This window comes from Actinoplanes octamycinicus (assembly GCF_014205225.1).
In the GTDB taxonomy this organism is placed as follows: domain Bacteria; phylum Actinomycetota; class Actinomycetes; order Mycobacteriales; family Micromonosporaceae; genus Actinoplanes; species Actinoplanes octamycinicus.
Window position 1 is genome coordinate 2841350 of the sequence record NZ_JACHNB010000001.1, and the last position, 22782, is coordinate 2864131.

The following is a 22782-nucleotide window of genomic DNA, read 5'->3' on the forward strand; positions in this document are numbered from 1 at the left end:
GTCAACTAAACTCGACGCGCATGAGCGACGAACAGGATGTGCTGTACGGAGTGGTTCTGGCCGGCGGTACCGGAACCCGTCTGTGGCCACTGTCCCGCGCCGGTCATCCCAAGTTTCTGCACCCCCTGACCGGTACCGAGGCCTCCTTGTTGCAGGCCACCGTGGACCGGTTGGACACGCTGACCTCACCCGATCGGGTCTTTGTGGTGACCGGCGTGGCACACGCCGCGGCGGTCTCCCGGCAACTCACCGCGATGCCCGACGAGAACGTTCTGGTCGAGCCGTCGCCGCGTGACTCGTGCGCGGCGATCGCGCTGGCTGCCGCGGTGATCGCCCGCCGCGACCCGGAGGCGATCATGGGCTCGTTCGCCTCCGATCACCTGATCGCGGACAAGGACGAGTTCGCCGCGGTGATCCGCCGGGCCATGGCGGGCGCCAAGGAGGGTCTGCTGATGACCCTCGGCATCACCCCGACCCGCCCGGAGACCGGGTACGGCTACCTCCAGTGCGGCGGCACCGTCGGCGACGGCCCGGCGCTGCGGGTCGAGGAGTTCAAGGAGAAGCCGTCCTACGAGGTCGCCGAGGCCTACGTGAAATCCGGCAACTACCTGTGGAACGCCGGCATGTTCGTCTGGCGGGTCGACGCCTTCCTGGCCGAGCTGGCCCGGCAGCAGCCGCAGCTGGCCGCCGGGGTGCGCCGGATCGCCGCGGCCTGGGGCACCGCCGAGCAGGAGGAGGTGCTCGGCGAGGTCTGGCCGACCCTGCCGCGGATCTCGGTGGACTACGCGGTGATGGAGGGCGCGGCCGCGGTCGGCCGGGTCGGCACCGTCCCGGGCGACTTCGGCTGGAACGACGTCGGCGACTTCCACACGCTCGGTGAGGTGCTCACCGCGGACCCGGCGGGCAACGTGGTGGTCGGCCACGACACCGGCGCCGAGCAGCCCACCGTGCTGCTGCGCGAGACGGAGAATCTGGTCGTGGTGCCCGGCTCGGGCCGCCTGGTGGCCGCGATGGGCGTCCGCGATCTGGTCATCGTGGACACCCCGGACGCCGTGCTGATCTGCCCGCGGGAGCGCGCGCAGGAGGTCAAGAGCCTGGTCGACCAGCTCAAGGAGCTCGGCCAGCACGGTTACATCTGATCCGCCGGCCACCGGGGTGAGGGTGGCACGGCTGCCTGTGATCGGGCCGGCTACCAGGCCACCACGCCTTGGCGGCTGGGCTGCAGGGTGCCGATCCGCAGGGTCTTCCAGGCGATCCCGTTGCGCTCGGCGGCCGGGAACTCCTCCAGCTCGGCCACCGGGCCGTCGGTGGACGCCTCCAGGTTGTAGCGCAGCGTGTTGCCCACGCCGCAGGCGGCGTCGGCCTTGTCGCAGTTGACCCACCTGATCCCGGCGAACGCCGAGGTGCCCGGCGGGACGGTGAAGGTGCTGGCCGGGCCCGGCTGCTCCACCCGGGAGGTGGGCACGTCGACGACCTCGTCGGCGGCGTTCACCAGGGAGATCGCCACCCAGCCGTGCAGCGTGCAGGCGGCCTTGCCGGTGTTGGTGAGGGTGACCAGCGCGGTGTCGACCGCGTCCTTCTCGTCCGGCTGGGCGGTGACCGTGGTCTTCATGTCCGCGCTCGTGCAGGCCTTCGCCGTCGCCTTGGCCGTGGTCGCGGCCTTGGCCGTGGTCGCCGCCCTGGGCGTCGTCGTCGCGGGGGCGTCGGCCGGCGTCGCCGGGGCCGCCCCGGTGGCCGGCCCGGTGCTGGAGCAGCCAGCCAGGATCAGGGCCGGGACGGCGATCGCGAGGGCGCGGAAGCGGATGTCAGTTCTCACGAGACTGATGATCAACGGCGGGGTGGGCGGCGGCGTGGATCCCCGCCGCCCTTGGCACGAAGAGGGGAACTCGGCCCGGTCTCAGGCCAGCCGGGCCCGCGCCGGGCCGATCTGCTGGACCACACCGGCCGCCAGCGGGCTGGGCAGCTCGTCCGGCGCGAACCAGGCCAGGTCGGCCGACTCGTCGCTGATCCGCTCCACCGAGCCGGCCGGCGCGCGGAGCAGGAACCGCACGTCGTAGTGCACCGACGGCTCGGCCGGCGCCCCGTCGGCGGCGCCGCAGCGCACCTCGTGGATGTCGATGTCGATCGGCTCCGGGTCGAGGACCAGCCCGTCGATGCCGGACTCCTCGGTCGCCTCGCGCAGCGCCGCGGCCGCCAGCGTCGGGTCGCCCGCCTCGCAGTGCCCGCCGACCTGCATCCACAGCCCGAGCCGCCCGTGCAGGCAGAGCAGCACCCGGCCGGCGTCGTCGACGATCAGCGCGCTCGCCGTGACGTGCCCGGCCCGGTGCGCCCGGGTCATCGCCACCGGACCGTCGGCGAGCAGGCCGAGGGTGCGCTTGCGGTTCGCCTCGGCGGTGTCCGACGTGGCGGTCCAGCTGGTCAGGACCCGGACGGCGTCCTCGTACAGGCTCATCACGATGCTCCGAAGATCAGGGTCACGCCCGCGTCGTCGACGGCGGTGCTGCTGGTCACACCCTCGGCGGCGAGCGCCACCCGTACCCGATAGGCGTCCGCGCCCAGCCGCACCAGGTCGGCGGACCCGGACCCGGCCGGGGTGAGGCGCACCGCGCCGTCCTCCGCGACGATCCCCGTGCCGGGCGTGGCGAGCAGGGCGGCCAGGGCCGCGGCACGCCGGACCGCTTCCGGATCGGCGGGCGACGCGGCCTCCGGCAGGTGCGCGGCATCGAGCAGGCCTTGGGTACGCGCTTCCGCCGTCCCCAGGCTGAACATGTCGCTGGCGGTGTCCCGGACCAGCGCGGCCGCCCCGGCGTCGCCCTCGTCGGCGTGCCGCGGATAGCCACGGACCACCGCCACCGGCACCCGGTCGCACTTGCCCTTGACCAACTCGGCCGCCGCGGACAGCTCGTCGACCACGGCCATCTGGGTGAGGCTCAGCTCGTTCCCGTACGGATCGACCTCGCCCCGGTGGTCGCGCAGCGCCCCGATCCCGGCCGCGCCCAGCGCCACGTCGGTCAGCCCGTTCCGCCAGGCCCGGCCCATCGTGTCGGAGACGATCACCGCGACGTCCAGCCCGCGCGCGGCGAAGTCGGCGCGCAGCGCCCGGGCCGACGCGTCCGGGTCGGCGGGCAGCAGCACCAGGTGGGTCTTGTCCACGTTCGACGCGTCGATGCCGGCCGCGGCCATCACGAAACCGTGGTGGGTCTGCACGATCGTGGTCGGCCCGCGGCGGGCCACCACCCGGGCGGTCTCCGACTCCAGCATCCGGCGGCGGGCGTCGTCCCGCTCCGGGCCGTCGGCCGGGACCTCGACCAGCCGGCCCTCCGCCTTCGACACGATCTTGCTGGTCACCACCAGCACGTCGCCGTCGGTCAGCCAGGGCGCGGCCGACATGATCAGCGCGGCCAGGTCGTCGCCGGCGGTGATGTCGCCGATCCCCTCGACCGGCAGGATCTCCAGCCTCATCGGGCCAGCTCCAGCGCGTCGGCGACCATCCGCGCGGTGAGCGTCTCGTCCTTCATCCACAGCGGCACCGCGCGGGTGCGCACCCCGGGCACCTCGGCGCCGGCGTCCGACGTGTCGACCAGCCAGCCGTCGAGCAGGCCGCCCTCGGCGCGCGGGCCGTACATCCGCCCGACCGCGCCGGCGCTGACCTCGACATCCAGCGTGGCCAGGCACTTGTCGGCCATTCCCCGGACGGGTGAACCGCCGATGATCGGCGAGACCCCGACGACCGGGGCCGGGCCGGTGGCCACCGCGTCCCGGATCGCCGGCACGGCCAGGATCGGCGCGATGCTGACCACCGGGTTGCTCGGGGCGATCAGCACCACGTCGGCCGCGCCGATCGCGTCGAGCACCCCGGCGGCCGGTTTGGCGCTCTCCGCGCCGCGGAAGACGAACCGGTGCGTCGGCACCTGGCCGCGGTGGCGCACCCACCACTCCTGGAAGTGGATCGCCTTGCGCTCGCCGTCGACGTCGACGACCACGTGCGTCTCCAGCCGGTCGTCGGTGGCCGGCAGCAGGGTGATCCCGGGCTGCCAGCGCTCGCACAGCGCGGCGGTGACCTGGGAGAGCGGGAAACCGGCGGTGAGCATGGTGGTGCGCACCAGGTGGGTGGCGGTGTCCTTGTCGCCGAGCCCGAACCAGGACGGCTCGACGCCGTATCTCGCCAGCTCCTCCTTGACGACCCAGCTCTCCCCGACCCGGCCCCAGCCGCGCTCCGGGTCGGCCGCGCCGCCCAGCGTGTACATCACGCTGTCCAGATCCGGGCAGATCTGCAGCCCGTGCATCCGGACGTCGTCGCCGACATTGACCACCGCTGTGACCTCGGCGCCGATGGCACGGGCGTGCGCACGCACGCCGACGAGGAACCGGGCGCCGCCGATACCCCCGGTGAGGACCACGATCCGCATCCGCCCATCCTCTCCCACCGGCGTGGCCGGGCCGGTTGCCGGGTCGAGGTTTACTCTGGGCGCACCTCGATCACCGTACGTCCGGGAGTAACCGTGACCACACCGCAGCCCACGCCGGCTGAGGGCAAGCCGATCGGCCAGTACCTGACGCCGCTGCGCGACCTCGCCGCGTACGCCCTGGTCGGCGCGCCGGCCGTGTTCCTGTTCACGGCTGTGATCAGCCTCTTCAAGGACGGCGTCGTCGGCAGTTTCGGCGGTTTCGTCAATCTGGCGACGCTGTTCATGCCGCTGGCCGCCGTGCTGCTGGCGCACGCCCTGAAGCCGGTCCACCCGAAAGCCCGGCTGATCGCGCTGGCCGCCGTCATCGAGTACGCGGTGATGGGCTTCTTCGCCGTCGTCTTCGGCCTGCTGTTCGCCGTGATCAAGCAGGCCACCTACGACGCCGGCGGGGCCTTCCTGTCGCTGCTCGACCGGGTCGCCTGGCTGGCGCTCTACGGCCTGGTGGGGTACGCCATGTTCCAGATCTGGCGCGGCCTCTACACGGCGCCGAAACCGGCCGCGGGGCCCGGCGTCTACGGGCGGCCGCAGTACGGGACGCCGTACGGGCAGCCCGCGGCGTACGGGGCGCCGCAGCCGCCGTTCCCGGCCCAGCCGGGTCCGCCGCCGGCCACCTACGGTCAGCCGGGCCCGCCGCCGGCGGCCACCTACGGCCAGCCCGGGGCAGCGCCCGCGCCGGTGTTCCCGCCCGGCACCTACGGTCAGCCGGCGCCGCCGCCGGCCTGGAACCAGCCGCCGGTCACCACGCCGCCGGTCTCGACGGTCCCGCCTGCCTCGGCTGCGCCGGCCTCCGCCCCGCCTGCCTCGGCTCCGCCGGCGTCGACCCCGCCGGCGTCGGCTCCGCCGGCCTCCGCGCCGCCTGCTCCCGCCCCGCCCGCGGCGGACCCGGCGGACCGCACCACCAAGCTGCCGGACGACCGTCCGGGCTTCGGTCCGGCCGACGCCGACCCGCCCCGCCAGTGACCCTCGTCGTCCACAGGTTCGTGCCGCGTGTCACACGACACTCGACGGGCCTGTGGACGGCGGCGGCAACCGGCCGGAATCCGGCCTAGTCTGCTCTTCGTGGCAGAGGTCAACCAGATCCCGACCGAGGCGAGCATCCGACGCGCGTTGCGGCGCGCCGCCGACGGTAAAGCGATCGACGCAGACGAGGCGACCGCGCTGCTCGCGGCCACCGGTGACCATTTCGACGAGTTGCTCGCCATCGCCGGCGGGATCCGGGACGCCGGCCTGCGCGAGGCCGGCCGGCCCGGCGTGGTGACGTATTCGCGGAAGGTCTTCATCCCGCTCACCCGGCTCTGCCGGGACCGGTGTCACTACTGCACCTTCGCCACCGTCCCGCACCGGCTGCCGGCCGCGTTCCTGGAGCGTGACGAGGTCCTGGAGATCGCCCGGCAGGGCGCCGCGCAGGGCTGCAAGGAGGCGCTCTTCACGCTCGGCGACCGGCCCGAGGAGCGCTGGCCGGCCGCCCGGCAGTGGCTCGACGAGCGGGGCTACGACTCCACCCTGGATTACGTGCGGGCCTGCGCGATCGCGGTGCTGGAGGAGACCGGCCTGCTGCCGCACCTCAACCCGGGCGTGCTGAGCTGGGCCGAGTTGCAGCGGCTCAAGCCGGTCGCGCCGAGCATGGGGATGATGCTGGAGACCACCGCCACCCGGCTCTGGTTCGAGCCCGGCGGCCCGCACTACGGCTCACCGGACAAGGAGCCCGCGGTCCGGCTCCGGGTGCTCGACGACGCCGGCCGGGTCGGTGTGCCGTTCACCACCGGCATCCTGATCGGCATCGGCGAGACCCCGGCCGAGCGGATCGACGCGCTGTTCGCGATGCGCCGCACCGCCCGCGAGTTCGGGCACGTGCAGGAGATCATCATTCAGAACTTCCGGGCCAAGCCGGACACGGCGATGCGCGGCATGCCCGACGCCGAGCTGCGCGAGTTGGCCGCCACGGTGGCCGTCGGCCGGATCATCATGGGCCCCCGGGCCCGGATCCAGGCCCCGCCCAACCTGATCGACGACGAGTTCCCGCTGCTGCTGCGGGCCGGCATCGACGACTGGGGCGGGGTGTCCCCGGTGACGCCCGACCACGTCAACCCGGAGCGTCCGTGGCCGCAGATCGAGGAGCTGCGGGCGAGGTCGGCGGCGTCCGGCTTCGTCCTCCGCGAGCGCCTCACGATCTATCCGGAATATGTCCGGCGCGGCGGCGAGGGCTGGCTCGACCCGCGCCTCGCCGCGCACGTCGCCGCGCTCGCCGACCCGGAGGACGGCCTGGCCCTGGAGGACGTGCTGCCGGTCGGCCTGCCCTGGCAGGAGCCGGAGGAGGCGTTCGGCACCGGGCGCACCGACCTGCACGCGGCGATCGACACCGACGGGCGCACCGGCGACCGGCGGTCCGACTTTGACTTCGTCTACGGCGACTGGGACGAGGTGGCCGCGCACGTCAAGGCCGCGCCGCGGACCGTGCCGACCGACGTGCTGGCCGGGCTCAAGCTGGCCTCGACCGACCCGGCCGCGCTGCTGCTGCCGGAGCACGAGGACAAGGCGATGGCCCTGTTCACCGCGGACGGCAGCGCGCTCGACGAGCTCGCCCGGATCGCCGACGACCTGCGCCGCGAGGTCAACGGCGACGACATCACCTACGTGGTGAACCGGAACATCAACTTCTCCAACGTCTGCTACGTGGGCTGCCGGTTCTGCGCCTTCGCCCAGCGGGAGAAGGACGCCGACGCCTACCGGCTCTCCGTCGAGCAGGTCGCCGACCGGGCCGAGGAGGCGTGGCGGGACGGCGCCTCCGAGGTGTGCATGCAGGGCGGCATCGACCCGAAGATGCCGGTCACGGCGTACGCGGACCTGGTCCGTGCGGTCAAGCAGCGGGTGCCCGGCATGCACGTGCACGCCTACTCGCCGATGGAGATCGTCACCGCCGCGTCGAAGGCCGGGGTGTCGATCCGGGAGTGGCTCACCGAGCTGCGCGAGGCCGGGCTGGGCACCATCCCGGGCACCGCCGCCGAGATCCTCGACGACGACGTGCGCTGGGTGCTGACCAAGGGCAAGCTGCCCACCGCCACCTGGGTCGACGTGGTCACCACCGCGCACCAGGTGGGCATCCGCTCCAGCTCGACGATGATGTACGGGCACGTCGACCATCCGCGCCAGTGGCTCGGCCACTTCCGGGTGCTGGCCGGCATCCAGGACGTGACCGGCGGCTTCACCGAGTTCGTGGCGCTCCCGTTCATCCACACGAACGCGCCGATCTACCTGGCCGGCATCGCCCGCCCCGGCCCGACCTGGCGGGAGAACCGGGTCGTCCACGCGATGGCCCGGGTCCTGCTGCACGGCCGGATCGACAACATCCAGTGCTCCTGGGTCAAACTCGGCGACGAGGGCACCCGGGTCATGCTCAACAGCGGGTGCAACGACCTCGGCGGCACCCTGATGGAGGAGACCATCTCCCGGATGGCCGGCTCGGAGCACGGTTCCGCCCGCACCGTCGCCGAGCTGAAGGAGCTGGCCGCCGCCGCCGGCCGCCCCGCCGTCGAACGCACCACGGTCTACACCCGCCGCTGACCACCCGCCGGTCTGGCCCGCCCTTCCGGCGGGCCAGACCGACCCCGCGTTCCGACCGACCCCGCGTTCCGACCGACCCCGCGTTCCGAGCGGCCTCGCGTTCCGGGCGGTCACGCGTTCCGGGCGGTCACGCGTTCCGAGCGGTCACGCGTTCCGAGCGGCCATGCCTTCCGAGCCACCTGGCCTTCCGAGCCGCCTCGCTTTCCGAGCGGCCTCGCCTTGCACGCCGTCTCGCGTTCCACGCCGCCTCGCCTTCTGGGCGGTCACGCCATTTCGTGCCGCTGTGCCTTCCGCGCGGCCACCGCGCCTCGGCCTGCCGCGGGGTTAGTCGTCCGCGGCGGGTGGTCGAGCGCGGCGACCCGGTCGGTGGGGAACGACACGAAGGTGGCGAGTTTCGATGTGGGAAGAGTGGGGCATCTCGCGCCGCTAGCGGGGTTGGGTGTAGACCGTCCTAGCGGGCCGTCGGCTGTGGCGGGTGGGCCGGCGATGTCGCGGGTGGTGCCCGGGACCTCCGGTGCCGGGCTGCGGCGAGCGTGCGTCGGCATTGGCCGGTGTGGGCGTCGTGATTGGTGACCGATGGGCTTCGTGCCTGGTCAGGGGCGCGCCGGAGGTTCCGGCGGGACGGAGCGAGGGCCGGCGCGGGGAGCGCCGGGAGGGAGGTGTGGCACGGTGGCGGGACCCCCCTTCACGGGAGGTAACAAATCGGGTTAAATTGGACGTCGAGGCCGGCCTTCGCGTTACCTTCCGGTGGCTCCGGGAGATAGGGCAGGAACGGGACTTCGGCGCGCCCTGGCGCCTCGGGGAAACGGGCCCATTTATCAGGTTCGGCTTGACGACGCACGTCTTACACGCGTGTAATTTTGGTGGGGTTGTGGGGTCGATGTGCAACTTTTGCGGCGAACCCACAGAAACACGCCGCGTGCGTGGGGGGTCAGTGTCGGCATCGCTGCCGGCGCAGAATTTGGAGGCACGCCGATGGAAGCGCAGGTTGAAGGGGTAGACCTGCTCGGGGACGCGCCCGAGTGGCAGGAGCGGGCGCTGTGTTCACAGACCGATCCGGAGGCCTTCTTCCCGGAGAAGGGCGGATCGACGCGCGAGGCGAAGCGCATCTGCGGGCGCTGCGAGGTCAAGGCCGAGTGTCTGGAGTATGCGCTCGGGCACGACGAGCGGTTCGGCATCTGGGGTGGACTGTCCGAACGTGAACGTCGCAAGCTGAAGCGCCGCGTGGCCTGACGCCGGCGCCGAGCGGCAAGGCGGGGCAGCACAGGAGGAAGCACGTGCGGTGATCCGCACGAGGGGCACGGCGATCCGCGCGGGGGGCGTGGCCGAGCCGGGCAGCGTGCGAAGCGGGCCGGAGCCGGCCGAGGGACCGCAGGCCATCGGGGGAGTGGCGGGCGTCCCGGCCGGCAGGCCAGCCCGGCGTGCGGGAAACAGTCGAGGGACCGCGCCCGGCGCCGTGTCAGGCCGGGCGGTGGGTGTCAGGCCAGCTCGTCCGGGTCGACGCCGAGCAGGTTGGCCACCTGCTCGATGATGACGTCGTGGACCAGGTCGGCCAGGTCTTCCCGGTCCATCGCGCGGAACTCCAGCGGCCGCCGGTACAGCACGATCCGTGGTGGCAGCTCGTGCCGCCCCGGGCGCCCGGGCAGCAGCCGGGCCAGGGGGACCTCGCCGTCCTCCAGGACGTCGGAGTCGTAGACGTTCAGCTCCGGTGGCACGTCCTCGACGGCGAACTCGACGCCGGCGAGCTCTTTGGCATAGCGCCGCTCGAGGCTCTCGACGGTGTCCAGCACCAGGTCGTCGAAGATCTCCGCCTTGGTGCGGGCCAGCGGCACGGTCGCCGGCACCAACCGGCCGCGCAGGCCGCGGCCGTGCCGATCACGCCGCGCCGGATGCCCCGGGCCGGTGGTACGCGCCGCCTTCGGGTCGGTACGGCGGCGTTCAGGGCTGGTGGTCACCTGCTGAGCGTATCCCCACCCGGGCGACATCCGTGGTCAGGCCGTTCCTCGTCGTGTGTCTCACCCGTTAATTCGTCCCATCGGGGCGGCGTGTCTGCCGACCATGGCCGAATCGTGATGCATCGCGATGCGGCGTGTCGCGGGGTATCGGTCCCCAGAACGCCCGGCGGGGCGATAGGTTGCCGCCGTGAGGTCACCACGGCGCTGCTCCCGGAACGGCTGTCCCCGACAGGCGGTCGCCACCCTGACCTACGTCTACAGCGATTCGACCGCTGTCGTCGGCCCGCTCGCGGCGTTCGCCGAACCCCACACGTACGACCTCTGCGAGCCGCACGCCCGCAGCCTCACCGCCCCCCGAGGCTGGGACCTGGTCCGGCACGACGGCGATTTCGCGCCTCCGCCGCCCACCACCGACGATCTGGTCGCCCTGGCCGAGGCGGTCCGGGAGGCGGCCCGCCCGGCGCCCTCACGCCCGGACGAGTCCGACCACACCCCGCAGACCGGCCGCCGAGGCCACCTCCGTGTGATCCCGCCCCACCACTGACCCCGAACCGCTCACGGTCCTCGGCTGGGTCTCAGGGGTGTCTCAGCCCTGTTGAGACACCCCTGAGACCCAGCCGGGCAGCGCGAGCCGCGGCCGCGACGGCGACCAACGTCGGGCCTCGCGGCTCACCTCCGAGCCGCGGGCGCGCTGGCGAGGCGCGGACACGCTGTGACCTTGGGCCGGGACACACCCGTGCGTCGCCGAGGCGGTCCTGAGCGGTCCCACCTCGCGGGTTGGCCACGGGACCCGGCTGGTGCGGTTGGGGCAGCGCGAGGCCGTACCGAAAAGAAAACGAGGCTTCCGGAAGCTTGGCGGCGACCGGAAGCCTCGGCGAGCCCGAAGGTCAGGGCAGGGCGATCAGGTGGAAGCGCTTGCGCAGGTAGGGGATCAGCACCCGGTACGCCCGGATGGTGTCCGGCTGGGCGTAGTCGTGGGACAGGATGATCGCGCCCGGCCGGGTGTGCTTCTTCACCGAATTGATCACTCGGCTGGTGTGCGCGCCGTCGGACTCGGTCTTGCCGTGCTCCCAGTCGCGGGGGTCGACCTTCCAGTAGATCGACGACATCCCGAGCTCCTTGGCGATCTTCACGACCTGCGGGGTGAAGTTGCCGCCCGGCGACCGGAAGTAGCTGATCTTGGCGCCCGGGACCGCTTTCCGGATGGCGTCGTTGGTGCGCTTCATGTCGGCGCGGATCTGGGCGGCCTTCTTCTTGCCCAGCTTCAGGTCGTGGTTCCAGGTGTGGTTGCACAGGGCGTGCCCGCCGGCCGCGATCTTGCGGACCAGGTCGGGGTGCGCCTTCACGTTCTCGCCGACCAGGCAGAAGGTGGCCTTCACCTTCTCCTTGGCGAGGATCTTGAGCAGGGCCGGGGTGTTCGCCGGGTCCGGGCCGTCGTCGAAGGTGAGCGCGACGTCCTTGGTGCCGGTGGTGAGCCGGCTGCCGGCCGGGCCGGTGCGGGCTTTCGGCCGGTGCGGGATCGCGGTGCTCTCGGTGCGCGGCTTGGTCTTGACCGGGGCCGGCTTGGTGCTGGGTTTCGCGGCCGGGGTGCCGGCCGGTGCGGTGCTCGCCGGCGCGGAGGCGGCCGGCGTGGAGGTGACCGCGGGCGGGGCCGCCTCGGTGCGGGACGACTCGGCGGCAGCCGCCTGGCCGAGAAGTCCCACCAGGATCAGCGACAGACTGATCAGGAGAGCCTTCCGGGTGTGGGACAGCCGCATCGATTTACCTCCCCAGTTCATCGGCGGACTGACGAGGATGCCTCGTGACCCGACCGGTCGCCAAGTCCCGAAAGCATCTTTCGCACTGATTCGGGAACGGATTCGCGTTCGCTGTCGTATCCTTGCGCACCGCGTCCAGTCCCCATGCACGCCCGCAAATGGGCGGATTTGTCCCCTGAGCCAGGGCAGTCGATCGATCAGACTGTTCCTATGAGTATCGATCCGGAAACGTCGCGTGACACCGCCGCTCACCCGTCCGGGGCACTGCGGCTACGCCCGGTCGGGGCGGACGACCTCGACCTGCTCCGCCGCCTGGCCACCGACCCGGTGCTGGTCGGCCTGGACTGGAACGGCTTCCGGGACGCCGGCGAGGTGACCCGCCGGTTCGAGCGGGACGGCTTCCTCTCCGACGAGGTCAGCAACCTGATGGTCGACGTCGGCGGCAGCACGGTCGGCATGGTCCAGCACCGGCAGCAGACGTTCGCCGGGCGCGGGCCGTACCAGGAGATCGGGATCGTGCTGCTGCCGGAGTTCCGCGGCCGCGGCTACGGCTGGCGGGCGCAGGCGCTGCTCTGCGACTACCTGTTCCAGCACTGGCCGATCCAGCGGGTCCAGGCGGGCACTCACCCGGAGAACCGGGCTGAGCAGAAGGCCCTGGTCAAGGCGGGATTCCAGCTGGAGGGAACGATCCGGGCGGCCGAGTTCCGGGCCGGTCAGTGGCGCGACGGGCTGCTCTTCAGCCGCCTGCGCGACGATCCCACCCCCAAGATCTAGACCCGATTCGGGTACGCACGGAGCGGTCCCGCCGCGGATGACCTCGGCGGGACCGCTCTCGTCGTACGCGAAATCTGGGTTTATCGGGTCAATTACGCCAGCTCCTGCTCGGTCAGCAGGCGGGAGCGGATCAGGAAGCGAACGCCCTCGGGCGCCTCCAGCGAGAAGCCGGCGCCACGCCCGGGGACCACGTCCACCGTGAGATGCGTGTGTTTCCAGAGCTCGAACTGCGCGGCCGACATCCAGAACGTGATCGGCTCCGGCACCCCCTCGATCGCCAGAGACTCCAGGAGCACGTCCGAGCCGCCGGTGCGGAACTCGCCGTCCAGGTAACACATCGGCGAGCTGCCGTCGCAGCAGCCACCGGACTGGTGGAACATCAGTGGGCCGTGCTGCTCCCGCAGCCGCCGCATCATCGCGGCGGCCGCGGGGGTCACGTCTACTCGACTCGCCATTCCCGGCTCCCGGCCTAGAAGAAGCCCATGGCCTTGGGGGAGTAGCTGACCAGCAGGTTCTTGGTCTGCTGGTAGTGGTCGAGCATCATCAGGTGGTTCTCCCGGCCGATGCCGGACTGCTTGTACCCGCCGAACGCGGCGTGCGCCGGGTAGAGGTGGTAGCAGTTCGTCCACACCCGGCCGGCCTTGATCGCCCGCCCGGCCCGGTAGGCCCGGTTCCCGTCCCGCGTCCACACCCCGGCGCCGAGCCCGTAGAGCGTGTCGTTGGCGATCTTGATGGCGTCGTCGAAGTCGGCGAACGAGGTGACCGACACCACCGGCCCGAAGATCTCCTCCTGGAAGATCCGCATGCTGTTGCGGCCCTCGAAGATCGTCGGCTGCACGTAGTACCCGCCGGACAGGTCGCCGCCCAGCTCGGCCGGCCCGCCGCCGGTCAGCGCCTTGGCGCCCTCCTGCCGGCCGATGTCCAGGTACGACAGGATCTTCTCGTACTGGTCGTTGGACGCCTGCGCGCCGACCTGGGTGTCGGTGTCCAGCGGGTTGCCCTGCTTGAGGTTCTCCACCCGCTTCACCGCGGCGGCCAGGAAGTCCGAGTAGTGCCCCTGCTGGATCAGCGCCCGGGACGGGCAGGTGCACACCTCGCCCTGGTTCAGCGCGAACATCGCGAAGCCCTCTTGCGCCTTGTCGAAGAAGTCGTCGTCGGCGCTGCTCACGTCGTCGAAGAAGATGTTCGGGCTCTTGCCGCCGAGCTCCAGGGTGACCGGGATCAGGTTCTCCGAGGCGTACTGCATGATCAGCCGGCCGGTGGTGGTCTCCCCGGTGAAGGCCACCTTGGCCACCCGGTTCGAGCTGGCCAGCGGCTTGCCGGCCTCCACCCCGAAGCCGTTCACGATGTTCAGCACGCCGGGCGGCAGCAGGTCGCCGATCAGCGACATCAGGTAGTGGATCGAGGCCGGGGTCTGCTCGGCCGGCTTGAGCACCACCGCGTTGCCGGCGGCCAGGGCCGGGGCGAGCTTCCAGGTGGCCATCAGGATCGGGAAGTTCCACGGGATGATCTGGGCGACCACGCCGAGCGGCTCGCGGAAGTGGTACGCCACGGTGTCCGCGTCGATCTCGCCGGCGGTGCCCTCCTGGGCCCGGATCGCGCCGGCGAAGTAGCGGAAGTGGTCGACCGCCAGCGGCAGGTCGGCGGCCAGGGTCTCGCGGACCGGCTTGCCGTTCTCCCAGGACTCGGCGACGGCGAGCTTCTCCAGGTTCTGCTCGATCCGGTCGGCGATCTTGTTGAGGATGGTGGCCCGCTCCGCGGGCGAGGTGCGGCCCCAGGCGTCGGCCGCGCCGTGCGCCGCGTCGAGCGCCCGCTCCACGTCATCCGCGGTGCCCCGGGCGATCTCGGTGAACGCCTGGCCGGTGACCGGGGTGGGATTCTCGAAGTACTGGCCCTTGGCCGGCGGGACGTACTCACCGCCGATGTAGTGGTCGTAGCGGGACTGGTAGCTGACGATCGAACCGTCGGAACCGGGCGGGGTGTAGGTGGTCACGGTCTCGCCTCCCTCATCGAGGCGGACGTTAGCTAGGCGTACGTTGCAGGAACGTTGCACGCGTACTCGCGGGCCAGCTCGGCGACCCGGCGGCCGGCCACCGGGTCGTGCGGGGCGAGGGCGGCGTAGGCCTCCCAGAGTTCCAGGTCGTCGGCGCCGTGCGGGGTGGTCAGCCAGGTCTGCAGGATCCGGCGGTCGGCGCTGGTCAGGATCGCGGCGCGGAGCCGGTCGTCGAGCAGGCGGCGGAGGCGGACGATGCCGGGGGCGTCGGAGCCGGGCAGCAGCGGGCCGGGGTAGTGGGCGAGCGCCTCGTGGGTCCGGCCTTGATCAAGAAGATCCGACATGGTAGTTATGTCGGTTTTTATCGGCCTCTTGAGCCGGTAGGGCCGCGACTCCAGGAGTTCCGGGCCCAGGATGCGCCGGAGCCGGGACATCTCGGCGCGGACCGTCACCGGGTTGAGGTCGTCGCCGTAGAGGTCGAAGCCGAGCTGGTCGGCGGTGCGGCCCTCGGGGTGGGTGGTCAGCAGGATCAGGAGTTCGGAGTGCCGCCGGCCGAGGCGAGTCCGGATGTTTCCGGAGGTGACGAGTGCGTCGTCGCGGCCGAGCGCCGTCACCATCGGGCCCTCGGCCGCGCGGGGCGGCTCGCGCAGACATGCCTCGGCCGCCAGCGCGGTGGCCCGCACCAGCGCCAAGCTGTGCGGGTTCGCCAGGTGATCGCCGCCGGTCACGTCGATCGCGCCGAGCAGCCGCCCGGTGCCCGGGTCGTGGATCGGCGCCGCGGTGCAGGTCCACCGCTGCACCGGCCGGCTGAAGTGCTCGGTCGCGAAGATCTGCAGCGCGTGGTCGACGGCGAGCGCGGTGCCCGGCGCGTTGGTGCCGGCGTGCGCCTCGTCCCAGCGGGCGCCCGGTACGAAGTTCATCGAGGCGGCCCCGCGCAACGTCCCGGCGTTCCCCTCCACCCAGAGCAGCCGGCCGTGCGCGTCGCAGACCGCCAGGATGTGGTCGCCGTCCTCGGCCAGCCCGCCGAGCAGGTCCCGGAAGAGCGGCATCACCCGGGCCAGCGGGTGCGCCGCCCGGTAGGCCTCCAGCTCGTCGTCGCAGAGGTCGATCGGCGCGGTGCTGTCCGCCCCGATCCAGGCCGCCGACCGGGCCCACGACTCGGCCACCACGCTGCGCATCCGGTCGGCCGGGGCGCCGTTGATGAAGCGCTCATGGGCGCGACCCACCTGCCGGATCCGTTCGGCAGGGTCGTCGCCGGGGGTCAGGGCAAGCCAGGGATTCACCGGCAGCACCTCCAGACCCACCCATCGTGACGCGCGTCACCAGAAGAGACAACACTGTGCTGACCGGCGTCCCCTCCGGCTCGCCGGGATCGCGCCCCTCGGAGCCGGTGGCGAGGCAGCGGGAGCGCTGGGGTCTCTATGCTGCGGCCGTGCAGGACTGGCCTCGTACCGAAGAAGAAGCTCTTGCCGTGCAGGACCTCCTGCGCGCCAAGGTCGTCGCCGAGCCGGGCCCGGCGTCGCCGGCGACGGTGGCCGGGCTGGACGTGGCCTACTCGGCGGACGACGACCGGCTGGCCGCGGCCGTGGTGGTGCTGGACGCGGCGGACCTCACGGTCCGCGACACCGCGGTGGTCCGGGGCAAGCCCGCTTTCCGGTACGTGCCGGGGCTGTTCGCCTTCCGCGAGGTGCCGGCCCTGCTGGACGCGCTGGACCGGCTCACCGTGCGGCCGGAGGTGCTGGTCTGCGACGGGCACGGGCTGGCCCACCCGCGGCGCTTCGGGCTGGCCGCGCACCTGGGCGTGCTCACCGACCTGCCGTCCTTCGGGGTCGGCAAGACCCGGCTGGTCGGCTCCTGGGACCCGGTCGGCGAGCCGCGGGGCAGCCGGTCGGCGCTGGTCGACGACGGCGAACCGGTCGGCGCGGTGCTGCGCACCCAGGACCGGGTGAAACCGGTTTTCGTCTCGGTCGGGCACCGGATCGACCTGGACACCGCGTGCGCGCTGACGCTGCGGCTGAGCCCGCGGTACCGGCTGCCGGAGACCACCCGTGCGGCGGACCGGGTTTGTCGCGATCTTCTCAGTTAACGTCCTGGTTGCGCGGTTGCGACCTGAACGCGGCCGGTGCTCCGCTACCCTCGCCCCAAACAGGGCTTTTCGGTGAGGAGTCAGCGGGTGCTGGATCTGTCCCAGATCATCAAGGCGTACGACGTCCGGGGAATCGTCCCTGATCAGTTCAGCGAGCCGGTGGCGCGGGCGATCGGCACGGCGTTCGTCGAGATGCTGCGCGAGTCCGGCGACGAGCCCGACCAGATCGTGATCGCGCACGACATGCGCGAGTCCGGGCCGGGCCTGGCCGCCGCCTTCGCCCGGGGGGTCAACGCGGCCGGCGCCGGCGTGATCAACGTCGGGCTGGCCTCGACCGACCAGCTCTACTACGCCTCCGGGTCGCTGAACCTGCCGGGCGCGATGTTCACCGCCAGCCACAACCCGGCGCAGTACAACGGGATCAAGCTGTGCCGGGCCGGCGCCCGGCCGGTCGGTCAGGACAGCGGCCTGGTGGTGGTCCGGCAGCGGGCCCAGCAGCTGCTCAGCGACCTGAACGCGGAGGCCGACGGCCCGTCCCGGGTGGAGCAGCGGGACCTGCTCGGCGATTACGCCGCGCACCTGCGCTCGCTGGTCGACCTCAGCGGCATCCGCCCGCTCAAGGTGATCGTGGACGCCGGCAACGGGATGGGCGGTTACACCGTCCCGGCCGTGCTCGGCGACCAGGTGCTGCCCGCGCTGCCGCTGACCATCGTGCCGCTCTTCTTCGAGCTGGACGGCTCGTTCCCGAACCACGAGGCCAACCCGCTGGACCCGAAGAACCTGGTGGACCTGCAGAACGCGGTGCGCGAGCAGGGCGCCGACATCGGGCTGGCGTTCGACGGCGACGCGGACCGCTGCTTCGTGGTGGACGAGAACGGCGACCCGGTCTCGCCCTCCGCGATCACCGCCCTGGTCGCCGCGCGCGAGCTGGCCAAGTTCCCGGGCAGCGTGATCATCCACAACCTGATCACCTCGTCCGCGGTCCCGGAGATCATCCTGGAGAACGGCGGCAAGCCGATCCGCAGCCGGGTCGGCCACTCGTTCATCAAGGCCGAGATGGCCGATTCGAACGCGGTCTTCGGCGGCGAGCACTCGGCGCACTACTACTTCCGGGACTTCTGGTTCGCCGACACCGGGATGCTCGCCGCGATGCACGTGCTGGCCGCGCTCGGCGGGCAGGACCTGCCGCTCTCCGAGTTCGCCGCGGAGTACGAGCGGTACACCGCGTCCGGTGAGATCAACTCCACGGTGGCCAACGCCGCGGCCAAGAGTGCCGAGGTCCGGGCCGCCTTCCCGGACGCCCGGGTGGACGATCTGGACGGTCTGACCTTCTCGTTCGAGGACGGGTCGTGGTTCAACCTGCGGGCGTCCAACACGGAGCCGCTGCTGCGCCTGAACGTGGAGGCGGCCGACCCCGCCCGGATGGCGTCGCTCAGGGACCGGGTGCTCGCCATCGTTCGCGGTTAGGATCGCGGGGACACGCTTCCCCCGTGAGAAGGAGTAGTTAGGTGGCGCTCGATCCGCAGTTGCTGGACATCCTGGCCTGCCCGGACACCCATCACGCGCCCCTCGACTACGACGCCGGCGGACAGACCCTGACCTGCACCGAGTGCGGCCGGATCTTCGAGGTCAAGGACGACATCCCGATCCTCCTCCTCGACGAGGCCCGCCTGGCGACCGACTCGTCGTCGTCGGCGGCTGGCTCGTCGTCCTCGGCGGCTGGCTCGTCGTCGCCGGCGGCCGGCTCGTCGTCGGCGGCGGGCTCGGAGGGGGACAACTGATGGTCAACCCACTGGAGGGCGCCTCCGGCGTGCACGGCCACCGGGTCGCCGACGAGTCGCTGCTGAACGACGAGAAGTCGATGCTGGCCAACGACCCGGGCGGCATGCTCCGGGCCACCGCCTCGGCCGGCGCCCAGGTCCGGGAGACCGCGGCGCTGGCCGCCGAGGTCGACCTGAGCATGCTCGCCGACGAGGGCCGGCCGCGCGCCGTGGTGGTGGCCGGCATCGGCACCGCCGGCCTCACCGGCAACATCCTGTCCACCGTCGCCGGCCCGCGCTGCCCGGTGCCGATCATCGGGCACCGCAGCGCCGGCATCCCCGGCTGGGTCGGCGCGGCCGACGTGGTGATCGCGGTGTCCGCGTCCGGCCGCAGCCCGGAGGCCCTGGCCGCCGCCGAGGCCGCGGCCCGTCGCGGCGCCCGGCTGGTCGCGATCGGCAACCCGGACTCCGAGCTGGAGGCGATGGCCGAGCGGGCCCGCGCCCCGTTCATCGGCGTGCCGCGCCGCGCCCCGGCCCGGGCCACCCTGTGGGGCCTGGCCATCCCGGTGCTGCTGGCCGGCCGCGCGCTGGGCCTGGTCAAGGTCACCGAGGCGGACATCGCGGAGACCGCGACCCGGTTGGACGCCGACGCCGAGCGTTGCCGCCCGGCCGCCGACTCGTTCGTCAACCCGGCCAAGGCGCTCGCCCTCGGCCTGGCCGGCTCGGTGCCGATCGTCTGGGGCTCCTCGCCGCTGGCCACCGTCGCGGCCCGGCGGTTCGCCGACACGCTCGCGGCGAACGCTCGCTACCCGGTGATGGCCGGCGCGCTCGGCGAGGCCGGCCGCGGCCGGGTGGGCCTGCTCGACGGCGTCTTCGGCGGTCTCGCCGAGGGGTCGCGGGACATCTTCGCCGACCCGGACGACGAGGACGAGGCGGTCACCCGGTTGCGCCTGGTGGTGCTCCGGGACGGCGGGCTGAACCCGGAGGACGACGCCGACGAGCCGGTCGCCGTCGAGGAGCGCCGGGCGGACGCCATCCAGACACTCGCCGATCGACGTGGCGTACGCTGCGACGTGCTTACCGCCGAAGGCGGTTCGACGCTGGAGCGGCTCGCGTCTCTCGTGGCGGTGCCCGACTTCGCGTCGCTGTACCTGGCCCTGGCCCATGGCCTGGACCCGATGGCGGTCCCGGCGATCAGCGAGATGAAGGAGCTGTCCAACCTGATGCCCGAGGGACTGCAATGAGCGCCGAAGGCGGCACCAAGGCGATCATCGCGGCGCTGAGCGCCAACCTGGGAATTGCGGCCACCAAGTTCGGCGCCTGGTTCCTGACCGGCTCGTCGTCCATGCTCGCCGAGGCGATCCACTCGGTGGCCGACTCCGGCAACCAGCTGTTGCTGCTGGTCGGCGGCAAACAGGCGAAGAAGAAGGCGACACCCGAACACCCCTTCGGGTACGGGCGGGAGCGCTACATCTACGCGTTCATCGTCTCCATCGTGCTGTTCAGCGTCGGTGGCCTGTTCGCGCTCTACGAGGCGTGGCACAAGATCCAGCACCCGGCGCCGATCACCGAGTGGAAGTGGGTGCCGGTCGCCGTCCTGGTCGTGGCGATCGCCCTGGAGTCGTACTCGTTCTACACCGCGATCACCGAGTCCAACCACACCCGCGGCAAGACCTCGTGGGTGGACTTCGTGCGCCGGGCCAAGGCGCCGGAGCTGCCGGTGGTCCTCCTGGAGGACGCCGGGGCGCTGGTCGGCCTGGTGCTCGCGCTCTTCGGCGTGGGGCTGACCCTGATCACCGGTGACGGTGTCTGGGACGGCGTCGGTACGGCGGCGATCGGGATCCTGCTGGTGGCGATCGCGGCCATCCTCGCCGTGGAGACCAAGAGCCTGCTGATCGGCGAGGGCGCCAACCCGGACGCGATCGCCAAGATCGAGAAGGCGGTGCTGTCCGGCGACGGCATCGAGCGGATCATCCACATGAAGACGCTGCACCTCGGCCCCGAGGAGCTGCTCGTCGCCATGAAGATCGCGGTGCCGCGGACCGAGCGGGCCGAGGAGGTGGCCCGGCACATCGACGAGACCGAGGTGCGGATCCGCGAGGCGGTCCCGATCGCCCGGGTGATCTACATCGAGCCGGACATCTACCGGGTCCGGGAGACCACCGACAGCGGGGTCACGTCGGCGCCACCCGCCACCGCCTGACAACTGCTAATTTGCCGGGTATGACGGTTTACCCGCTGACCGGAGTGATCCGGCCGTATGCCTGGGGATCCCGGACCGCGATCGCCGAGCTGCAGGGCCGCCCGACCCCCACCGAGGGGCCGGAGGCGGAACTGTGGCTCGGCGCGCACCCGGGCGACCCGTCCACCGTGCCCGGCCCGGACGGGCCGGTCACCCTTCTCCACCTGATCGACGGCGATCCAGCCGGGCAGCTCGGGGCGCACGTCGCGGAACGGTTCGGGGCGCGGTTGCCGTACCTGATGAAGGTGCTGGCGGCCGGCGCCCCGTTGTCGTTGCAGGCACACCCGGACCTGAAGTACGCCGCCGAGGCGTTCGCCCGGCAGCAGGCCGACCCGGCGCTGCCGCGGAACTACACGGACGCCAACCACAAGCCGGAGATGCTGGTCGCGCTGACCCCGTTCGACGCGCTCTGCGGGTTCCGGCCGGCCGCGGTCTCCGCCCAGGTGCTCGCCGAGCTGGGGATCGCCCGCCTGGAGCCGGTGGTGGCGGCGCTGCACACCGGCGACCTGTCCGAGGCGGTCCGGCTGCTGCTCAGCTGGCCGGCCGAGGACCGCCCGGCACTGATCGACGAGGTGGTCGCGGCAGCGACCGGGGCGGCCCCCGGGCATCCGCACGAGGAGTCGTTCCGGCTGGCCGCCGACCTGGCCGGGCACTACCCGGGCGACCCCGGGGTGCTGGTCGCGCTGCTGCTCAACCTGGTGCACCTGGCCCCCGGCGAGGCGATCTGGATGCCCGCCGGGAACCTGCACGCCTACCTGCACGGCCTGGGTGTCGAACTGATGGCGGCCAGCGACAACGTGCTCCGCGGCGGTCTGACCCCGAAACGGGTGGACGTGGCGGAACTGCTCAAGGTGCTCCGCTTCGAGACCCTGGACGACCCGCTGCTGCACGGCGCCGAGGTGGCGCCCGGGGTGACGTCGTGGCGGGTGCCGGTCCGCGACTTCGAGATGTACCGGATCGACCTGACCGCCAACCGCCCACCGGCGAAACTGCCCGGCCGCGGCCCGCGGATCATCCTCGGAGTGGCCGGGGACGTGCATGTGGGGGAGGAGCACGGCGTTCCGGTGACGTTGCGGGCGGGGGCGGCGGCCTACGCCCCGGACGCGGCGGGTCCGCTGACGGCTGCGGGCCTGGGCACGCTATTCGTGGCCGCGGTCCCGGACTGAGGCCGTTCCTGCTCCTGTCCGCGAGGCGCGGCGTCTGTGCGCGGACTCCGCGCCTCGGCTGGTTTCGCTCCTGGGGGCGGCTGTCTGGGCTGCGTCCGTGCGCTGTGGCTGCGTTCTTGCTCGGGTGCACGCCTCTTGCCGGGTTCGTCTCTTGCTCGGGTGCCCGTCTCTTGCTGGGTTCGTCCCCCGCTGGGTTCGTCTCTTGCTGGGTTCGTCCCCCGGCGGGTTCGTCCCTTGCCGAGTTGGTCCCTCGCCAGGTCCCGCCCTCCCTGGGGGAAGCCCCCGCAAGACAGTGTGCTGGAGAGGGCCGGCGCCCTCTGGCGGGCTGTGGACGGGCCGCTGGTGTGGAAAACCGGCGGCAGTAGCGCCCGGTCGTGTAACGGAGGCGAACGCGTGCGGCGAGACCGGGCGCGGCGCGCCCGAAATTTCGGCAAATAACTTGACATGGCATGTGCGGAGTGTGAATCTATAAACACGCAGCGTCATTGGTGATCGGGGGGTCCCACGGACGCGCGCGGTACCAAACCGGGGGGATGAACGGGGCGGCGGGTTTCGACTCGTCGCCCCGTTCGCTATCTCGTCCAGGTTCGCCGTCGGGTCCGGATCTGGGCCGGCCGCCGCGGATTCGCTGCGTTCTTCCTGCGTGCCCTGTCCACGGAAGTCGGATAGCTGACGCTTCGCGCCCGATGTTCGTTGTCACCGGCTGCGCTCATGCGGGTGATGCCGACTTCTGCGCCGGTTTCGGATGGGCGGTGAGCCGGGCGCGCCGGTGTGGTCCCGATGTCGTGACCGGAGTCGCCGGGGCGGTGGCGTCCGGAGGCGGCAAGAAGGCGTGCAGGGGCGGCAAGAAGGCGGTGGGCCGAGATTCCCAAGGACTGCACGAGCCTCCTGGCCGTCGTTTCCGAGTCGCGGCAAGGGCGCTTGGATTGTGCTTCGAGGGCGGCGGGAGGGATGCCCTGACGGTGGTTCCCCGGACCGGCGAGGGTGGCCGGTGTTTCGGGGTGGCGGCATCGGTGCGC

Annotated in this window: 20 protein-coding genes and 1 pseudogene; 12 read left to right on the forward strand and 9 right to left on the reverse strand. The window is 72.2% G+C overall.

From position 1 onward, the window contains the following. The first annotated feature begins 20 nt into the window (after nt 1-20). Nucleotides 21-1139 (forward strand): mannose-1-phosphate guanylyltransferase, encoded by a 1119-nt coding sequence (locus BJY16_RS12770; protein ID WP_221501951.1) that lies wholly within the window; start codon nt 21-23, stop codon nt 1137-1139. Between the two features lie 50 nt (nt 1140-1189). On the opposite strand, the gene BJY16_RS12775 is transcribed toward BJY16_RS12770, so the two are convergent. The 4 genes from BJY16_RS12775 to cofD form a co-directional block, all read right to left on the reverse strand. Beyond that, on the reverse strand, nt 1190-1816 hold the full coding sequence (locus tag BJY16_RS12775) for a DUF4232 domain-containing protein (protein WP_185039673.1): 627 nt from the start codon (nt 1814-1816) through the stop codon (nt 1190-1192). Between the two features lie 81 nt (nt 1817-1897). Next, complete coding sequence (locus BJY16_RS12780; protein ID WP_185039674.1) at nt 1898-2452, reverse strand: NUDIX hydrolase; 555 nt, start codon at nt 2450-2452, stop codon at nt 1898-1900. Next, nucleotides 2452-3462: a coenzyme F420-0:L-glutamate ligase gene (locus BJY16_RS12785; protein WP_185039675.1), complete on the reverse strand. Its 1011-nt coding sequence runs from the start codon at nt 3460-3462 to the stop codon at nt 2452-2454. The genes BJY16_RS12780 and BJY16_RS12785 overlap by 1 nt, the downstream gene beginning before the upstream one ends. Beyond that, the gene (gene cofD, locus BJY16_RS12790; RefSeq protein WP_185039676.1) at nt 3459-4409 is read right to left on the reverse strand and encodes a 2-phospho-L-lactate transferase; all 951 of its coding nucleotides are present in this window, start codon (nt 4407-4409) and stop codon (nt 3459-3461) included. The genes BJY16_RS12785 and cofD overlap by 4 nt, the downstream gene beginning before the upstream one ends. A gap of 93 nt (nt 4410-4502) precedes the next feature. Here cofD and BJY16_RS12795 point away from each other — a divergent pair, with 93 nt between their 5' ends. The 3 genes from BJY16_RS12795 (at nt 4503) to BJY16_RS12805 (ending at nt 9263) form a co-directional block, all read left to right on the forward strand. Further along, nucleotides 4503-5429 (forward strand): hypothetical protein, encoded by a 927-nt coding sequence (locus BJY16_RS12795; RefSeq protein WP_185046995.1) that lies wholly within the window; start codon nt 4503-4505, stop codon nt 5427-5429. A gap of 99 nt (nt 5430-5528) precedes the next feature. After that, nucleotides 5529-8030, forward strand: a complete 2502-nt coding sequence (locus BJY16_RS12800) for a bifunctional FO biosynthesis protein CofGH (protein WP_239177608.1) — start codon at nt 5529-5531, stop codon at nt 8028-8030. 975 nt (nt 8031-9005) lie between these two features. Then, on the forward strand, nt 9006-9263 hold the full coding sequence (locus BJY16_RS12805; protein WP_014688021.1) for a WhiB family transcriptional regulator: 258 nt from the start codon (nt 9006-9008) through the stop codon (nt 9261-9263). 245 nt (nt 9264-9508) lie between these two features. Here BJY16_RS12805 and BJY16_RS12810 read toward each other — a convergent pair whose 3' ends face one another. After that, nucleotides 9509-9985 carry a metallopeptidase family protein gene (locus tag BJY16_RS12810; protein WP_370644366.1) on the reverse strand — a complete coding sequence of 159 codons (477 nt, stop codon included), beginning with the start codon at nt 9983-9985 and terminating at the stop codon, nt 9509-9511. A 187-nt stretch (nt 9986-10172) separates the two neighbouring features. Here BJY16_RS12810 and BJY16_RS12815 point away from each other — a divergent pair, with 187 nt between their 5' ends. Beyond that, a complete protein-coding gene (locus tag BJY16_RS12815) occupies nt 10173-10529 on the forward strand; it encodes a DUF3499 domain-containing protein (RefSeq protein ID WP_185039677.1) in 357 nt (118 codons plus the stop codon). Nucleotides 10530-10872: 343 nt separating this feature from the next. Here BJY16_RS12815 and BJY16_RS12820 read toward each other — a convergent pair whose 3' ends face one another. Beyond that, the gene (locus BJY16_RS12820) at nt 10873-11742 is read right to left on the reverse strand and encodes a polysaccharide deacetylase family protein (protein WP_185039678.1); all 870 of its coding nucleotides are present in this window, start codon (nt 11740-11742) and stop codon (nt 10873-10875) included. 210 nt (nt 11743-11952) lie between these two features. Here BJY16_RS12820 and BJY16_RS12825 point away from each other — a divergent pair, with 210 nt between their 5' ends. Further along, on the forward strand, nt 11953-12516 hold the full coding sequence (locus BJY16_RS12825; RefSeq protein ID WP_185039679.1) for a GNAT family N-acetyltransferase: 564 nt from the start codon (nt 11953-11955) through the stop codon (nt 12514-12516). 92 nt (nt 12517-12608) lie between these two features. Here the strand turns inward: BJY16_RS12825 and BJY16_RS12830 are convergent, their stop codons facing one another. Genes BJY16_RS12830 through BJY16_RS12840 form a run of 3 tightly spaced genes read right to left on the reverse strand, consistent with a single transcriptional unit; the run spans nt 12609 to nt 15792 of the window. Next, the gene (locus tag BJY16_RS12830; RefSeq protein ID WP_185039680.1) at nt 12609-12971 is read right to left on the reverse strand and encodes a DUF779 domain-containing protein; all 363 of its coding nucleotides are present in this window, start codon (nt 12969-12971) and stop codon (nt 12609-12611) included. A gap of 14 nt (nt 12972-12985) precedes the next feature. After that, nucleotides 12986-14509: an acetaldehyde dehydrogenase ExaC gene (exaC, locus tag BJY16_RS12835; RefSeq protein WP_185039681.1), complete on the reverse strand. Its 1524-nt coding sequence runs from the start codon at nt 14507-14509 to the stop codon at nt 12986-12988. Between the two features lie 32 nt (nt 14510-14541). Beyond that, nucleotides 14542-15792 (reverse strand): helix-turn-helix domain-containing protein, encoded by a 1251-nt coding sequence (locus BJY16_RS12840; protein WP_373873464.1) that lies wholly within the window; start codon nt 15790-15792, stop codon nt 14542-14544. 149 nt (nt 15793-15941) lie between these two features. On the opposite strand from BJY16_RS12840, the gene nfi reads away from it, so the two are divergent. The 6 genes and pseudogenes from nfi (at nt 15942) to manA (ending at nt 21763) form a co-directional block, all read left to right on the forward strand. Then, the gene (nfi, locus tag BJY16_RS12845) at nt 15942-16595 is read left to right on the forward strand and encodes a deoxyribonuclease V (RefSeq protein ID WP_185039682.1); all 654 of its coding nucleotides are present in this window, start codon (nt 15942-15944) and stop codon (nt 16593-16595) included. A gap of 87 nt (nt 16596-16682) precedes the next feature. Beyond that, on the forward strand, nt 16683-18062 hold the full coding sequence (locus BJY16_RS12850; protein WP_185039683.1) for a phosphomannomutase/phosphoglucomutase: 1380 nt from the start codon (nt 16683-16685) through the stop codon (nt 18060-18062). A 41-nt stretch (nt 18063-18103) separates the two neighbouring features. Further along, nucleotides 18104-18265 (forward strand): annotated as a pseudogene (locus BJY16_RS12855) (Trm112 family protein); the annotation flags it as partial. A 110-nt stretch (nt 18266-18375) separates the two neighbouring features. Beyond that, nucleotides 18376-19599 carry an SIS domain-containing protein gene (locus BJY16_RS12860; RefSeq protein WP_185039684.1) on the forward strand — a complete coding sequence of 408 codons (1224 nt, stop codon included), beginning with the start codon at nt 18376-18378 and terminating at the stop codon, nt 19597-19599. Next, nucleotides 19596-20558, forward strand: a complete 963-nt coding sequence (locus BJY16_RS12865) for a cation diffusion facilitator family transporter (RefSeq protein WP_185039685.1) — start codon at nt 19596-19598, stop codon at nt 20556-20558. Before BJY16_RS12860 ends, BJY16_RS12865 begins: the two co-directional genes overlap by 4 nt. Nucleotides 20559-20578: 20 nt before the next feature. After that, nucleotides 20579-21763 (forward strand): mannose-6-phosphate isomerase, class I, encoded by a 1185-nt coding sequence (gene manA / locus BJY16_RS12870; protein WP_185039686.1) that lies wholly within the window; start codon nt 20579-20581, stop codon nt 21761-21763. Nucleotides 21764-22782: the final 1019 nt, after the last annotated feature.

Excerpts from the sequence above, each read along its gene's own strand:
- BJY16_RS12770 (WP_221501951.1), top strand. The coding sequence starts at position 21 with ATGAGCGACGAACAGGATGTGCTGTACGGAGTGGTTCTGGCCGGCGGT.
- BJY16_RS12780 (WP_185039674.1), bottom strand. The coding sequence starts at position 2,452 with ATGAGCCTGTACGAGGACGCCGTCCGGGTCCTGACCAGCTGGACCGCC.
- BJY16_RS12785 (WP_185039675.1), bottom strand. The coding sequence starts at position 3,462 with ATGAGGCTGGAGATCCTGCCGGTCGAGGGGATCGGCGACATCACCGCC.
- cofD (WP_185039676.1), bottom strand. The coding sequence starts at position 4,409 with ATGCGGATCGTGGTCCTCACCGGGGGTATCGGCGGCGCCCGGTTCCTC.
- BJY16_RS12805 (WP_014688021.1), top strand. The coding sequence starts at position 9,006 with ATGGAAGCGCAGGTTGAAGGGGTAGACCTGCTCGGGGACGCGCCCGAG.
- BJY16_RS12820 (WP_185039678.1), bottom strand. The coding sequence starts at position 11,742 with ATGCGGCTGTCCCACACCCGGAAGGCTCTCCTGATCAGTCTGTCGCTG.
- BJY16_RS12825 (WP_185039679.1), top strand. The coding sequence starts at position 11,953 with ATGAGTATCGATCCGGAAACGTCGCGTGACACCGCCGCTCACCCGTCC.
- BJY16_RS12830 (WP_185039680.1), bottom strand. The coding sequence starts at position 12,971 with ATGGCGAGTCGAGTAGACGTGACCCCCGCGGCCGCCGCGATGATGCGG.
- BJY16_RS12860 (WP_185039684.1), top strand. The coding sequence starts at position 18,376 with ATGGTCAACCCACTGGAGGGCGCCTCCGGCGTGCACGGCCACCGGGTC.
- BJY16_RS12865 (WP_185039685.1), top strand. The coding sequence starts at position 19,596 with ATGAGCGCCGAAGGCGGCACCAAGGCGATCATCGCGGCGCTGAGCGCC.
- manA (WP_185039686.1), top strand. The coding sequence starts at position 20,579 with ATGACGGTTTACCCGCTGACCGGAGTGATCCGGCCGTATGCCTGGGGA.